This is a genomic window from Paenibacillus sp. FSL R7-0345, from assembly GCF_038595055.1.
GTDB lineage: Bacteria > Bacillota > Bacilli > Paenibacillales > Paenibacillaceae > Paenibacillus_AQ.
This window is the reverse complement of the sequence record NZ_CP152002.1, coordinates 90,001-104,104: the sequence shown is the minus strand read 5'-3', so window position 1 is coordinate 104,104 and position 14,104 is coordinate 90,001. Positions and strand designations below refer to the sequence as shown.

14 protein-coding genes and 1 tRNA gene (1 of these 15 cut by a window edge) are annotated in these 14,104 nt (G+C 49.5%); 4 read left to right on the top strand and 11 right to left on the bottom strand.

Annotation, left to right across the window (positions count from 1 at the left end):
- Positions 1 to 89: 89 nt before the first annotated feature.
- Both motA and motB read left to right on the top strand, forming a co-directional pair.
- Positions 90 to 887 carry a flagellar motor stator protein MotA gene (gene motA, locus NST84_RS00485; RefSeq protein WP_342563751.1) on the top strand — a complete coding sequence of 266 codons (798 nt, stop codon included), beginning with the start codon at positions 90 to 92 and terminating at the stop codon, positions 885 to 887.
- Positions 871 to 1,686: a flagellar motor protein MotB gene (motB, locus tag NST84_RS00480; protein WP_342563750.1), complete on the top strand. Its 816-nt coding sequence runs from the start codon at positions 871 to 873 to the stop codon at positions 1,684 to 1,686. The genes motA and motB overlap by 17 nt, the downstream gene beginning before the upstream one ends.
- A gap of 71 nt (positions 1,687 to 1,757) precedes the next feature.
- On the opposite strand, the gene rluF is transcribed toward motB, so the two are convergent.
- Both rluF and NST84_RS00470 read right to left on the bottom strand, forming a co-directional pair.
- Positions 1,758 to 2,459 carry a 23S rRNA pseudouridine(2604) synthase RluF gene (gene rluF / locus NST84_RS00475; protein WP_342563749.1) on the bottom strand — a complete coding sequence of 234 codons (702 nt, stop codon included), beginning with the start codon at positions 2,457 to 2,459 and terminating at the stop codon, positions 1,758 to 1,760.
- A gap of 48 nt (positions 2,460 to 2,507) precedes the next feature.
- Complete coding sequence (locus NST84_RS00470; RefSeq protein ID WP_342563748.1) at positions 2,508 to 4,775, bottom strand: ATP-binding protein; 2,268 nt, start codon at positions 4,773 to 4,775, stop codon at positions 2,508 to 2,510.
- Positions 4,776 to 5,099: 324 nt separating this feature from the next.
- On the opposite strand from NST84_RS00470, the gene tadA reads away from it, so the two are divergent.
- Entirely contained in the window at positions 5,100 to 5,600 is a 501-nt protein-coding gene (gene tadA, locus NST84_RS00465) for a tRNA adenosine(34) deaminase TadA (RefSeq protein WP_342563747.1), read from the top strand.
- A gap of 73 nt (positions 5,601 to 5,673) precedes the next feature.
- Positions 5,674 to 6,240 (top strand): GNAT family protein, encoded by a 567-nt coding sequence (locus NST84_RS00460; RefSeq protein WP_342563746.1) that lies wholly within the window; start codon positions 5,674 to 5,676, stop codon positions 6,238 to 6,240.
- A gap of 59 nt (positions 6,241 to 6,299) precedes the next feature.
- Here NST84_RS00460 and NST84_RS00455 read toward each other — a convergent pair whose 3' ends face one another.
- The 9 genes from NST84_RS00455 to guaB all read right to left on the bottom strand — a co-directional run.
- Entirely contained in the window at positions 6,300 to 7,388 is a 1,089-nt protein-coding gene (locus tag NST84_RS00455) for a hypothetical protein (RefSeq protein ID WP_342563745.1), read from the bottom strand.
- A 104-nt stretch (positions 7,389 to 7,492) separates the two neighbouring features.
- Positions 7,493 to 7,642 carry a small acid-soluble spore protein P gene (locus tag NST84_RS00450; protein WP_342563744.1) on the bottom strand — a complete coding sequence of 50 codons (150 nt, stop codon included), beginning with the start codon at positions 7,640 to 7,642 and terminating at the stop codon, positions 7,493 to 7,495.
- 13 nt (positions 7,643 to 7,655) lie between these two features.
- Positions 7,656 to 7,997, bottom strand: coding sequence for a hypothetical protein (locus NST84_RS00445; RefSeq protein ID WP_342563743.1), 342 nt, complete (start codon positions 7,995 to 7,997; stop codon positions 7,656 to 7,658).
- A gap of 165 nt (positions 7,998 to 8,162) precedes the next feature.
- A tRNA-Ser gene (locus tag NST84_RS00440) sits at positions 8,163 to 8,251 on the bottom strand.
- Positions 8,252 to 8,315: 64 nt separating this feature from the next.
- The gene (gene serS / locus NST84_RS00435) at positions 8,316 to 9,605 is read right to left on the bottom strand and encodes a serine--tRNA ligase (protein ID WP_342563742.1); all 1,290 of its coding nucleotides are present in this window, start codon (positions 9,603 to 9,605) and stop codon (positions 8,316 to 8,318) included.
- 85 nt (positions 9,606 to 9,690) lie between these two features.
- Positions 9,691 to 10,275 (bottom strand): pyridoxal 5'-phosphate synthase glutaminase subunit PdxT, encoded by a 585-nt coding sequence (gene pdxT / locus NST84_RS00430; protein WP_342563741.1) that lies wholly within the window; start codon positions 10,273 to 10,275, stop codon positions 9,691 to 9,693.
- A 21-nt stretch (positions 10,276 to 10,296) separates the two neighbouring features.
- Positions 10,297 to 11,178 (bottom strand): pyridoxal 5'-phosphate synthase lyase subunit PdxS, encoded by an 882-nt coding sequence (pdxS, locus tag NST84_RS00425; protein ID WP_342563740.1) that lies wholly within the window; start codon positions 11,176 to 11,178, stop codon positions 10,297 to 10,299.
- Between the two features lie 37 nt (positions 11,179 to 11,215).
- Positions 11,216 to 12,619 carry a D-alanyl-D-alanine carboxypeptidase family protein gene (locus tag NST84_RS00420; protein ID WP_342563739.1) on the bottom strand — a complete coding sequence of 468 codons (1,404 nt, stop codon included), beginning with the start codon at positions 12,617 to 12,619 and terminating at the stop codon, positions 11,216 to 11,218.
- Between the two features lie 125 nt (positions 12,620 to 12,744).
- Positions 12,745 to 14,104, bottom strand: the 3' portion of a protein-coding gene (gene guaB / locus NST84_RS00415) for an IMP dehydrogenase (protein WP_342563738.1). 98 nt of this gene lie beyond the right edge of the window; the window shows 1,360 of its 1,458 coding nt (coding positions 99-1,458); the start codon falls outside the window, past its right edge; its stop codon occupies positions 12,745 to 12,747.

Genomic DNA, 14,104 nt, shown 5'->3' with positions numbered 1-14,104 from the left:
ATTCCACACAGGGTGTCCTGCTGCTGTTCAAGGATGATACAAGCGGCTGTGACGAATCACTTTTTAATTCTCATGGACGAGGTGCATAAATGGAACTTTCAACAATACTTGGTTTAGTCTTTGGTCTGGTTGCGTTTATCGGGGGTATGATCCTGAAGCACGCCCCGCTTACAAGCTTAAATAACCCGGCGGCATATGTCATTATTCTCCTTGGTACGGTAGCCTCAGTCTTTGTGGCCTTCCCGATGGCAGAGCTCAAGACGATCCCTAAGCTGTTCAAGCTTCTCTTCATTCAGCAAAAAATGGTGAAGAAGTCGGATCTTATTACCACTTTCATGGAATGGGCGTCTATTACCCGCCGAGAAGGATTGCTGGCGCTGGAATCGAAGGTCGATGAAATCGAAGACGATTTCCTGAGAAACGGGATGCGGATGATTATCGACGGTAACGACCAGGAGTTCGTCAGGGACGTATTAATGGAAGATATTCACGCCACTGAAGATAGACATAAAGCCGGCGCATTGATCTTCTCCCAGGCAGGGATGTATGCCCCTACGCTGGGGGTACTCGGAGCCGTTGTCGGACTGATCGCCGCCCTTGCCGATATGAGTGACATGGATGTACTCGCCCACGCGATTGCAGGAGCTTTTATTGCTACGCTGCTCGGTATTTTTACCGGATATGTAATGTGGCACCCGATGGCCAACAAGCTTAAACGTATCTCTAAAAAAGAAATTCAGCTCAGGCTGATGATGGTTGAAGGGCTGCTCTCTATCCAGTCAGGGGTTTCGACTATTGCAATCAACCAGAAGCTGTCTGTCTTCCTTACCCCAACAGAACGCGCCAAGCTAAATAAGGAGGCCGGTTCGAGTGAGCAAAAAGACTAGGCATGAGGAACACGAGGAACATGCCGACGAATCCTGGCTGTTGCCTTATTCCGATCTGATGACCCTGCTGGTTGCCCTGTTCCTTGTTATGTATGCAATGAGCGCTACGGATGCCAAAAAGTTTGAGCAGATGAGCCAAGCTTTCAGTACCGCATTGAACGGCGGTACAGGTATCCTCGACCAGCGGTCCGCCAGTCCTACCGAGTCACAGCTGGATCAGGGAAAAAACGACAAAATGGATAATGTGGTTGCCCCTAATACAGGCGAATCCGAAATTGCCAAGCTGCGCAAGCAGGAGCAGGAGGACCTTGAGAAGCTAAAGAAGCAGTTTGACCAGTATATTGAGAAGAACGGGCTTACCGATCTGCTCAGTACCAAGCTGAACCAGTCCCAGCTGATGATTACAATCAGTGATAACGCCTTATTCGCCTCAGGTGAGGCTGAGGTTAAGGATGAATCGCGCCAGCTGGCCAAATCGATCTCGTATATGCTGCAGCAGTTCCCGGATTATAATGTTCTGGTACAGGGCCATACGGATAACATCCCTATTTCCAACAGCAGTTATTCGTCCAACTGGGATCTTAGCGTAGACCGGGCCCTTCATTTCATGAAGATTCTGCTGCTGAACCCGAATCTCGATCCGGTTAAGTTCAGTCCGATCGGCTACGGGGAATATCACCCGATCGCCTCCAACTCAACGGCTGCCGGACGGGCACAGAACCGCCGTGTAGAAGTCTCTATTCTTCGGAAATATACAGATTCAGCCGAGACTACAACCGTTGCTCCGGCGACCAAATAAAAGAACGGCATATATGACAAAGAGCTGCTTTCCGGGATGTCCGGCAAAGCAGCTCTTTGTCATATAGATTGCTATTGCAGCTCATAGCTGAGCATGGCTCCCAGCTCCTGCTTTTCCTGTACGGTTAAATCGCGCCATTGCCCGGTCTTCAGGGCACCGAGGCGGATATTCATAATCCGTATGCGCCGCAGACTTCTAACCTCGTAGCCAAAGGCGCTGCACATCCGCCGGATCTGCCTATTCTTGCCTTCAGTCAGGACAATGCGGAATTCGCGCTCTGATATCCGTGTTACTTCACAGGGAAGCGTCTTGCCGCCAAGGATTTTCACTCCGCTCGACATGCCTGCGAGGAAGGATGAGGTAACTGGCCTGTCTACGGTAACTATATATTCCTTCTCATGCTTGCCTTCTGCCCGCAGTATTTTATTAACGATATCGCCGTCATTCGTCAGCAGGATTAATCCTTCGGAGTCCTTATCGAGCCGGCCGATTGGAAATATACGCTCTTGATGTCCGACAAAATCAACGATATTACCCTGAATATGAGCTTCTGTGGTAGAGGTAATGCCGACCGGTTTATTCAGGGCGATATAAACGATCTGACTGCCCGTTTCAAGCACCTTTCCATCAATTAACACTACATCGCCTGCCTCGGCTTGACTGCCCAGTACAGCAGGCTCTCCGTTGATGGTTACTCTGCCGCTCTCCACCAGCTTGTCTGCTTCACGGCGTGAACAGTAGCCTGTCTCACTGATGTATTTATTAATTCTCATTGCTGTCCTCACTCCGTTCCTTATTCAATCCTTGATTCAGGTCTGTCTCTACATAACAGGCAGCACAATGGTAATCTCAGCTCCGCAGCCGTATTCACTCCGGATCTCCATGCTGCCTTTATGGGCCTGTATAATCCGCTGGCTGACCATCAGTCCAAGCCCGGTGCCCGTCTCCTTGTTTGTAAAGAAGGGTTCTCCCAGCTTGGGCAGCATCTCCTCCGGAATACCCTCGCCCTCATCCGAGATTACAATGATAACAGATTTTGCTTCAATCCGCTGCGAAACGGAGATTGTGCCGCCTCCGGGCATGGCCTCAATTGCATTTTTGACAATATTGATAAAGACTTGCTTGAGCTGATTCTCCTCACAATGCACCTTTGCCGGAAGTTCAGACAGCCGGCACTCAAATTCAATACCGAAAAGATGTGCCTGGCTGTCCAGCAGGGAGATGACATCATTTAGAATATAACGGACATCCTTCTCCTGAAAGTGAACGGCCTGCGGCTTGGCCAGGATCAGAAACTCGCTCACAATCAGATTAATCCGGTCAAGCTCAGACAGCATCAGATCAATATGGAGGGGGATTAGAACTCCCTTCTCCTTCTGAAGCTGTAAAAATCCGCGGAGCGTAGTAAGCGGGTTACGGATCTCATGGGCTACCCCTGCGGCCAGCTGGCCGACTGTCGTTAATTTCTCTGAGCGTCGGAGCAGCTCTTCAATCCGGTTACGCTCGGTCATATCGCGGGATACATGTACGAAGGCTTGCGGACGGCCCTCTTCATCCCGGATCATGGATGTGCTAACACTGACTTCAACCAAAGCTCCGTCACGCTTCAGCCTGAGCGTCTCCACAGGCGGCAGAGTTGCCCCTTCCTGCAGCTCCTGCAGTCTTATCTCCTCCTGCTTCTGTACAGTTGCCGGTATGAGATAAGGCAGCTTTATCTGGGCATCGTCAGCATTCCAGCCGTACAGCTCCTCAAAGGCCTTGTTCGTGCTGGTGATCTTCCCTTCCATATCTACTGTATGAATTGCATCCGAGGTTCCGTTAATTACGGACTCCAGGTGTTCCTTCACAGCCCGGTTCTCCTCGAGCGCCCGCCCCAGCTGATTGGTATGCTGATACATACGGTCAGTCATCACATTGATCCGGCTGGCCAGCTGGCCCAGCTCATCGCGGCTCGTTACATTTAGCGGAGTCGCAAAATTACCCTTGGCCACATCATTGACCTTGCGCAGGATATCCTTGATCGGCCTTGTAACAATGCCGGATAATACATAGCTGGCTATGAAAAAAACAAGCAGCAGCAGCATTGATGTTGTAATATCACCGGCCAGCTCCTCATTGATGACAGAGGAGATTACCGCATAATCCATGACGACAGTAATGACATAATCATCGGTTCCGGGCTGAGTGATCGGAATGAAGCTTTTTAGCACTCTTTTGCCCAAAGCTGATGTATCGATTGTAACCGGGGCTTCCTTCCTCAGTGCAGTCATCATCGCCGCTTTATCCTCGTCAACATTTCCGAAAATGTAGGTTCCAAAACGAACCGGGCGATTGCGCAGCTTATGATTAACGCTGTCTGTACCATCGGGCTGCATCGTATCTGAACCAAACGTCTTGGGGTTCATCCCTGTAATCTCCAGCAGCCCGGAATTAATCTCCTTGGAGCGCTGTACAATCTCTTCCGGCTCCATAATTCTCACATAGTCACTGACTTCTGTGCTGCGGATATACGGATCTATAATATAATTTCTTGCCGGATCCCGGTAATAACCCCACTTCTCAATGTAATTAGGATTAGAGGTGGAATATTCAAAGGGGCCTGACCAGAAATTCTCCAGCGTCTGACCCTGCTTAACCGAAACCTTCTGTCCGGCAAACAGTTCAAGAAAAGCCACATACCAAAAACCCATACCCTTGGTAGAGAGCCCGAGCTCGGCAGGATCTGAGGATTTAGCTACTATAATATCATCTTCAGTCTGGACAAGTAGCGAAATATTAGACATATTCAGCTTGTCCGCCAGGCGTCTCAGCTGGGAGTTGCTCACATTGCTAATATCCTTGTCAAGCTCCTCTGCAGCCAGAATTGCAGCCAGCCGCAGGTTATAGGCCATCTGCTGCTGAACGTAATTAGAGCTGTAGTTGCTCTGTTCGACGGAAACGGCAATTTGCATGGCCGTAGTCTTCATATTATTCTTGCTCTCTGTAAGCAGATTATTCCGGGCCGCATATAAATTCAGCGTCAGATTGAGCCCCAATATTAACAGCACCGAACCGAAAATGATTGCCGATAATTTTATTTTAATGGACAAGCTGTTTGTTCACCTCTTATTAGCTGGTAAAAAAATCAAGCAAATCGTTCATCATTATCATACCTTCTGCCCCTTCATTTGAAAAGAGCTTTCAAATCAGTACTATCCCGTATATAGCATTGAATTTTGGAGAGGGTTTCTCTACAATAATGAAGGAAATAATGAACACCATCCACAGCATACACACATATAAACAGGTTATTAAGCTTGCGTGTGTACAAAATTGTGTATAAGTAGGCGGTTATCCACAGACTTATGCACAATTTGTTAAGAGCGAATATTTGTTCGTTGTACAAGGATTACTACAGGAAAGGGAAGATGTACTTGAATATATACAAGAGTGAATTGCCGGCCGAGGAGCTCGTGATTCATGAATTCTGGATGAAAGCGGCGATTGCCGAAGCTCACAAAGCAGAGAGCCTTGGCGAAGTACCCATCGGGGCAGTCGTTGTCCATCAGGAAAAAATTATCGGGCGGGGCTACAATCTGCGGGAAACTACACTGGATTCTACAGCTCATGCCGAGATGGTAGCCATCCGTCAGGCCAGCACCGTACTTCAATCCTGGAGACTGCTTGACTGCCGGCTGTACGTTACGCTTGAACCCTGTCCCATGTGTGCAGGGGCAATGGTTCAGGCCCGGTTGCCGCTGACCATATACGGCACTACAGATCCTAAGGCGGGCTGTGCCGGAACCCTTATGAACCTGCTCGAAGAGCCCCGGTTTAATCACCGGACTGAGATTATTCAAGGTGTACTTCAGGAGGAATGTGCGGAGCTGCTGACTTCCTTTTTCCGCCAACTGCGCCGCAGGCCGAAGCTCTAAGCTATTATTGCCGCAGGCCCTGCTGTACTGTACTGCCGCTATTAGTATGTAAGGCTAAGGAGGACAACCTATTATGTCATTTAAACTATACAACCATGCCCAAGGCATTTATCTTTCATTACTGCAGCCGCAGGACGCAGATGCGCTCCTGGAGCTGCGCCTGCGCAACAAAGAGCATCACCAGCCCTATGAACCGCTGCGTGAAGCCGATTATTATACACAGGAAAGCCAGCAGCTGCTGATCAGCCAGCGATTAAGCGATTCAGAGCATGACAGGGCCTACATGTTCGGCATCTTCCAGGCGGATGGACAGCTGATCGGGCAGATTACACTCTCCAATCTGGTGCGCGGAGTAGCCCAATATGCCGATCTGGGGTATTTTATAGACTATGCTATTCAAGGCAAAGGACACATGACTGCTGCAGTCAGACTGATTCTGGAGTATGCCTTCCGTGCCCTGGCGCTGCATAGAGTCCAAGCTTCCATCCTTCTGCACAATGATGCCTCGCGCCGTGTGCTGGAGAAAAACGGCTTTCAGGCTGAAGGCGTGGCCCGCCGGTACCTCAAGATTAACGGCGACTGGCAGGACCACAGGACCTATGGGATTTTGGCCGATGATTTTCTGACAATCCGTATATAATGCAAAAAACCTGCAGGTGTGCACTCGGCACTTCTGCAGGTTTTTTTATAGGATAAGATTTAGTAAGTGCTCATTCCGCCAAACTGCTGTTGCAGCTCTTCCATAGTAATAACATCCTCACCTTGCGGGACGCCGATTACGAAAGTCTGCTTCTCATTGATCTTGCTGTACTGGTTGCTGCCGGTAAGAGATAAATTGACATTCTGTCCTTGCTCCGGATTCTTAATTATAACGTCCATCAGCAGGTTCTGATACACAGGGAAGTCATCCTTGTTAATGGCCGTATTCAGCTTGAAGTTGTTGATCGTCAGATAGGAGTCCAGGTCAGCCACACTCTTGTCGAACTCAGCCCGGGCTTCACCTGATTGCAGCTCCTGCTTGGCTTCTGTCAGCTTGGCCGGGTCAATCTGCAGCAGATCTTTGTACTCTTCTTTGCTCAGAATATCAATGACCTTTGGCAAAGCATTGTTCACCAGGATAGTAAGTGCTTCTTTAACATTGCCGTTAGTTACCTCAAACTGGACAACCTGCTTGGCATCTACATCTTCAGGCAGGCCCGCATCCGCAGGCTTCACATCCTTGAAGTAAGTCTCTTCGTCATATTCCCCGAGCAGCGTGCTCAGCACCTCATTGGAGAGATCCTGAACCTTCTTGGTGTCCACTGTACCCGGCGTTACACCCACTCCCTGCTGTTCAGCCAGCTCTTGCGGATCAAGCTCGAGGAACTTGCCTACGATAGTCTCCGGAAGCGGCAGGAACGGAATTGACGGGATTTTGACATACATCTTATCACTGGTCATTACCATCGGAATGTTGAAGGACATTGCCATGTCCCCCTTCAGATTCAGCACCATTGTTAATTCGGTCTGCATCGGATCTGACTGATGGACACCGCTAATGGAGATATCGGCGTTCTGCAGCATATTTAGCACCATGCCCGTAGTGTCATCGCTGGCCCCCGCAGGTGCATCAATGGTCAGATTGTTTACGGTAAGTATGCTCTTCATTTCGTAAGAAGTCATCGTTAACGCCTTATTTGCAGACGACGATATTGCTTCTTTAGGCTCCTCTTTACTAGCACATCCAGGTAAAATTACTGCAGCCGATAGCAGCAATGCTGCTGCTGATAGCCCCCACTTTTTAATCATATTGTTCTCCTCTCCCATGTAAAAATATTACTTCCCCATGCTAATGATAAACCATTTCGCAAATACGAGAAACATTACGTTTCACATATCGCTCTGGTTCCACGCTATCCCTGCGGGTTATTGTGGTCTACATGATTGGCCTGTTTCACCTTTTTGGAGCCGGATAACGGCTCTTGACCGGAGGAATGATGCTCCTGTCTGGACTGCTTTTTGGTTTCTGTTCCCGGAACAGGCATGCTTTTCGGTTTACTCATTTCAAATCGCCTCCTAAGGATTGGTTAAACTCTGCAGGGCCTGGGCGCATTCGTGGATCTGTCTGGTATATTTCTGCGCCAGCTGCTGGACAGCATCGCTGCGTTCATCAGTATGAAGTCCGCTCTGCTCCACATCAATCAGATTAACGGCGACCTCCCGGCTATCCACATAAGTGCAGCGGAAATCCAGAGAGTAAGCCTGATGGCCGGCAGCATCAAAATGAATGAGCAGGCTGTTCCGGTCTGCCGCATCCCCCTGCAGGCTAAAGCTGTCCCCGTCTTTCATCAGCGCAGGCAGACGATCCTGCCATGCTGAAATCAGCGTATTCTGGTCTAATTGCATTTCTCGGTTCATTGTTATGATCAGCCTCCTTCTCTATTACATTGCGGAGAAGCGGAGCTTTTTATTCCTGCCTGCAGTAAAGCCTGTGGGCTAACTTCAGTTATCCTTATAAATCAACAAAAAAGCCGTCTTCCAGAGAAGACGGCTGCTATTTCAACATCATCATATTAAAAGAAATGGCGGAGAGGATGGGATTCGAACCCATGTGGGCTTGCACCCTAACGGTTTTCAAGACCGCCCCGTTATGACCGCTTCGGTACCTCTCCATAATGCATATAAATTTCACATGCATTAGGAATTGTACCACATCTGCTGAAGAATATGCAAGTACTACTGAGAAACTTTTGGACTGATTACTTTAACGTTACGCATGTAGGGCTGAAGTACATCCGGAATCAGCACACTGCCGTCTTCCTGCTGGTAGTTCTCCAGGATGGCTGCTACTGTCCGTCCCACAGCGAGTGCTGAGCCGTTCAGGGTATGAACAAACTCCGGCTTAGCCTTAGGCTCTTTACGGAAGCGGATATTAGCACGGCGGGCCTGGAAGTCTTCTGTGTTCGAGCAGGAGGAAATCTCGCGGTACATACCGCTCTCCGGCAGCCACACCTCCAGGTCATAGGTCTTTGCCGATGTGAAGCCCATATCACCTGTGCAGAGCCCCAGCACACGGTACGGCAGCTCCAGCAACTGCAGCACACGCTCAGCGTCTGCTGTCATCTTCTCAAGCTCCTCATAGGAGCTCTCAGGTGTTGTAAGCTTTACAAGCTCCACCTTGTTGAACTGGTGCTGGCGGATCAGCCCACGTGTATCACGGCCTGCCGAACCGGCTTCAGACCGGAAACAGGAGCTGTAGGCGACAAAATATTTTGGCAGATCTGCAGCCGTCAGAATCTCCTCGCGGTAATAGTTCGTTACCGGCACTTCAGCGGTAGGAATGAGATAATACTCCGTATCCCGCAGCTTAAACAGGTCTTCTTCGAACTTTGGCAGCTGGCCTGTACCGTACAGGCTGTCCTTATTTACGATTTGCGGCGGCAGCATTTCCTCGTAGTTGTGCTCTCCGCTGTGCAAATCCATCATGAAGTTGATCAGGGCACGCTCAAGACGTGCTCCGAGACCCTTATAGAATACAAATCTGGAGCCTGTAACTTTGGCAGCAGCTTCAAAGTCCAGAATATCCAGCTGCTGGGCAAGCTCCCAGTGGGATTTTGGTGTAAATCCGAGCTCGCGCGGCTGGGACCAGCGCCGGATTTCGACATTTTCTTCTTCAGACTTGCCGACTGGTACAGACTCATGTGGAATGTTAGGGATGCTCATCGTCAGCTCATCAATCTGTACCTCAAGCTCACGCACTTCATCATCCAGCTCTTTAATCCGGTCCGAAACAGTACGCATCTCTGCGATCAGATCATCCGCCGGCTCGCCGTTCTTTTTCTTCTTGGCAACATCGCCTGAGACAACATTTCGGCGGTTCTTGAGTCCTTCAGTCTCTTGCAGCAGTTCACGCCGGCGCAGATCAAGCTGCGGGAATCCGGCAATCAGATCAAGCGATTTACCTCGGTTGTTAAGCGCTTCTTCTACCTTAGCGTAGTCATTGCGCAATACTTTTACATCTAGCACAAAGTTTCCCTCCTGAAAACAGCCTAGACTCTTTCAAATTGCTGTTTGCAGCATTGAAAGAGTCAGGTTGTTCTTATATGCAGTTCTATTGTATGGCTGCAGCTTTAGCTTCTACCATGTCGGCAAAATACTGATGCAGCCGGTAATCTTCTGTCAGTTCCGGATGAAAGGAGGATACAAGCAGATTGTTCTGGCGCGCAGTAACAATCTCGTTATTATAAACAGTGAGCACATCAACCTCCGGGCCCACTTCACTAATCAGCGGAGCACGGATAAAAACAGCGCGGACCGGCTCGTCAATCCCTTTGACATTGAGGTCACATTCAAAGCTTTCCCGCTGGCGGCCAAAGGCATTCCGGGCCACGGTAATATCCATCAGCTCCAGGTGTGAGGCTTCACCTCCGGCAATACGCTTGGCCAGCACAATCATCCCGGCACATGTGCCAAAGATAGGCTTGCCCTGACCCGAAAAGCCGCGGATGGCTTCAATGAAGCCGTACTTACGCATCAGCTTGCCGATGGTCGTGCTTTCTCCGCCGGGAATTATCAGGCCCTCTATCTCCTCAAGCTGCTCGACACGCTTAATAGGAAGGCCCTCAGACCCGGTCTTCTCTATACTGATAATATGCTCTGTTACAGCGCCTTGCAGCGCCAGCACGCCTATTCTCATCCGGACAACCTTCTCTCTCTATTAACGGCCGCGTTCTGACATGCGTTCAGCGGGAGTCAGAGTGGCAATATCAATCCCCTTCATCGGAGTACCCAGGTTCTTGGATACCTCAGCAATCAGCTTGTAGTCAGTAAAATGAGTGGTTGCTTCCACGATGGCGCGGGCAAACTTTTCAGGGTTATCTGACTTAAAAATACCTGAGCCTACAAATACACCATCTGCCCCCAAATGCATCATCAGGGCAGCATCGGCCGGTGTAGCCACACCGCCAGCAGCAAAATTGACAACCGGCAGCTTGCCAAGCTCATGGACTTCAAGCAGCAGCTCATAAGGGACACCGAGGGCTTTGGCTTCATGGTATAGCTCGTCCTTCGACAGGCCGGTAACTTTACGGATTTGACTGTTAATGAAACGCATATGCCGTACAGCTTCAACAATGTTGCCTGTTCCCGGCTCACCCTTGGTGCGGATCATGGAAGCTCCTTCATTAATACGGCGCAGCGCCTCTCCGAGGTCTTTGGCCCCGCATACAAAAGGTACAGTGAACTCGCGTTTGTCGATATGGAAAACTTCATCGGCAGGAGTAAGAACTTCGCTCTCATCCAGATAGTCAACCCCCAGCGATTCCAAAACCTTCGCTTCGACGTAATGGCCGATACGGGCTTTGGCCATTACAGGAATGCTTACCACCTTGAGAACTTCTTCTACAATCGTGGGATCAGCCATCCGTGCTACACCGCCTGCTGCCCGGATATCGGACGGAACGCGCTCCAGTGCCATTACAGCTACTGCTCCTGCGGCCTCAGCAATCTTAGCCTGTTCAGCGTTCATGACGTCCATGATAACGCCGCCCTTTTGCATTTCTGCCATACCTCGTTTTACCCGCGATGTTCCTGTTTCCATATCCAGCCCCCCAGTTATCCACTATATTCAGCTAATTTTAGAACAGATCCTTGATTCCTGTAAACAGATCACCGAAAAAATCGCCGATTGCTCGCATCATCAGCTTAAACCAGCCTGCCTTTGCCGCTTCCTCAGCTGTGATCAGATTGACTGTTTTCTCCTGGACCGTATCCATGCCATCAATCTTGTAGGTATAAGTTACCTTTCCGACTGCAGCAGCATTGGCAATCGGAGCCACCAGCGTAGAGGCATCATTGACGGAAACAGCAGTTTCGATGGCCGGATTAACCGTTCCTTTCGGTACAATAAAGGTTACACCTGCGTCAGTAACTACAGGCACGCTTTCGTTTTTGCCTTTTTGTACGGGTACTGTTTCGTTTCCGGCAATAACGGACTTAGCAGCAACAACCTGCTTGATCTCGAAATTATTGAATCCAAAATCAAGCACCTTCTTCGTCTCTGTAAAGCGGTGTGCTTCTGAATCAGCTCCCATAACTACGCTGATCAGGCGCATACCGTCACGCACTGCCGTACCGGTGAAGCAGTTTCCGGCATTCGTGGTATGGCCAGTCTTCAGTCCGTCCAGACCCGGATAAGCATAGGCCTTAAAGTTGGCGATATCCTTATTGGCTTCCAGCATCCAGTTGTAGTTAATCATCGGCTTGGTATCGCGCTCACGGAATTTATAGGACTGAATCGTTGTAAACTCTGTGAAATCAGGATGTTCTGTAACAATGTATTTAGCAAGAATAGCTGCATCCATTGCAGACATAACCGTTTCGCGGTCCGTTTCCGGCCGGTACTTTGAAGGCATATCCGCCCGGTCAAGACCGGTGGAGTTAATGAAATAAGCCGTCTTCATCCCCATCTTCTGGGCAGTCTCATTCATCAGGGTCACAAACTGCTGCTCCGAGCCTGAAACCAGCTCAGCCAGAGCAACAGTAGCATCATTAGCTGAACCTACTGCCATAGCTATGTAAAGCTCTTTAACCGTATGTTGATCTCCCTGCGCCAAAAAAATCCGCGAGCCAATCTGCTTGGCCGCATTCTCCTGGATAGTAACGGTCTGATCCCATGAAAGCTGTCCGTTATTAACGGCTTCGGTTACAAGGTATTCTGTCATCATCTTGGTCATACTGGCCGGAGGCAACGCCTCATCGGCATTATATGATAAAAGAATCTCCCCGGTAGTTGGCTCAATCAATACAGCCGAGCTCACGTTAAGTCCCAGAGACTCTACAGATGGAATCTTAACAGCTGCTGTATTCGTTGCGGCTGTACCTGTACCGGTTGTGCCTGTTTCTGTAGAAGCTGCCGGAGTCTGTACTGCATTGGCTAGTACTGCTGAACTTACTGGAGATGCTAACATATTTAAAAGCAGACCTACTGTCGCTGTCCTGATCACAAATTGTTTACCGCTGAATTTCCGCTTGTGTTTCAAAATTACTACTCTCCTTTGATCCTCATATCTTTTGCTTGTTCTATTCTAACACAGGGGTATCTGCAAAAAAAGACAGGCAGAGCGAATTATGCCCTGCCTGCCCGTATTTTGGCGAATTGGCGCAATTACAAGGAATAGTTAGGTGCTTCCTTGGTAATCTGCACATCATGCGGATGGCTCTCGCGAAGGCCTGCTCCGGTAATCCGGATAAAGCCGGTATCGTTACGCAGCTCAGCCAATGTCTTGGTACCGCAATATCCCATACCTGAACGGAGTCCGCCAATCAGCTGATGAACCGTATCGGAAAGAGGTCCTTTGAAAGCTACTCTGCCCTCAATCCCTTCGGGAACAAGCTTCTTGTCATCATCCTGGAAGTAACGGTCCTTACTGCCCTGCTTCATAGCGCTCATGCTGCCCATCCCGCGATATACCTTGAACTTGCGTCCTTGATACAGCTCGGATTCACCCGGGCTTTCTTCTGTTCCGGCGAACAGGCTGCCCATCATTACTGCTGATGCACCGGCAGCAATTGCCTTTGTAATCTCACCTGAATATTTAATGCCACCGTCTGCGATAATCGGCACTCCATACTCACGTGCAACTGTTGCACAGTCATAGATTGCGGTAATTTGCGGTACGCCGATACCGGCAATAACGCGGGTTGTACAGATCGAACCAGGACCGATACCCACCTTAACAATTGATGCTCCTGCTTCAATCAGATCACGGGTAGCTTCGCCTGTTGCCACATTGCCGGCTACAATTGTAAGATCAGGATACTGGGCGCGCAGATTGCGTACAGCTTCAATAATGTTGATGTGATGTCCGTGAGCCGAATCCACAACGAGCAGATCGACACCGGCTTCAACCAGAGCCTGCGCACGTTCAGCAGCATCTTTGGAGATACCGATAGCTGCGCCTACCAGCAGGCGTCCTTGTGCATCCTTGGCTCCGTTCGGGAACTGGATTGCCTTCTCAATGTCCTTAATAGTAATAAGGCCTTTGAGAATGTTGTTATCATCAACTAAAGGCAGCTTTTCAATCTTATGGCGCTGCAGCATGCCTTCAGCCTCTTGCAGTGTAGTGCCGACAGGGGCTGTTACTAAGTTATCACGAGTCATATAATCGCTGATCGGTGCGCTGTAATCATGGATAAAGCGCATATCACGGTTTGTAATAATGCCGACCAGTTTGTTATTTTCATCAACAACCGGTACTCCGGAGATCCGGTATTTACCCATTAAACGTTCTGCATCCGATACCAGATGATCCGGTGTGAGGGAGAAGGGATTAGTGATTACGCCGCTTTCAGAGCGCTTTACCCGGTCTACTTCGCCAGCCTGCTGCTCTACGGACATGTTCTTATGGATAATGCCGACTCCGCCTTCACGGGCAATCGCAATGGCCATTGCTGCTTCAGTAACGGTATCCATTCCGGCACTGATCAGCGGGATATTGAGCTTCACATTGTTACTCAACACCGTA

Coding starts and splice junctions, on each gene's coding strand:
- pdxS (WP_342563740.1), bottom strand. CDS start 11,178: ATGGAAACAGGAACATCGCGGGTAAAACGAGGTATGGCAGAAATGCAA.
- motA (WP_342563751.1), top strand. CDS start 90: ATGGAACTTTCAACAATACTTGGTTTAGTCTTTGGTCTGGTTGCGTTT.
- NST84_RS00460 (WP_342563746.1), top strand. CDS start 5,674: ATGTCATTTAAACTATACAACCATGCCCAAGGCATTTATCTTTCATTA.
- rluF (WP_342563749.1), bottom strand. CDS start 2,459: ATGAGAATTAATAAATACATCAGTGAGACAGGCTACTGTTCACGCCGT.
- NST84_RS00455 (WP_342563745.1), bottom strand. CDS start 7,388: ATGATTAAAAAGTGGGGGCTATCAGCAGCAGCATTGCTGCTATCGGCT.
- NST84_RS00445 (WP_342563743.1), bottom strand. CDS start 7,997: ATGAACCGAGAAATGCAATTAGACCAGAATACGCTGATTTCAGCATGG.
- NST84_RS00450 (WP_342563744.1), bottom strand. CDS start 7,642: ATGAGTAAACCGAAAAGCATGCCTGTTCCGGGAACAGAAACCAAAAAG.
- pdxT (WP_342563741.1), bottom strand. CDS start 10,275: ATGAGAATAGGCGTGCTGGCGCTGCAAGGCGCTGTAACAGAGCATATT.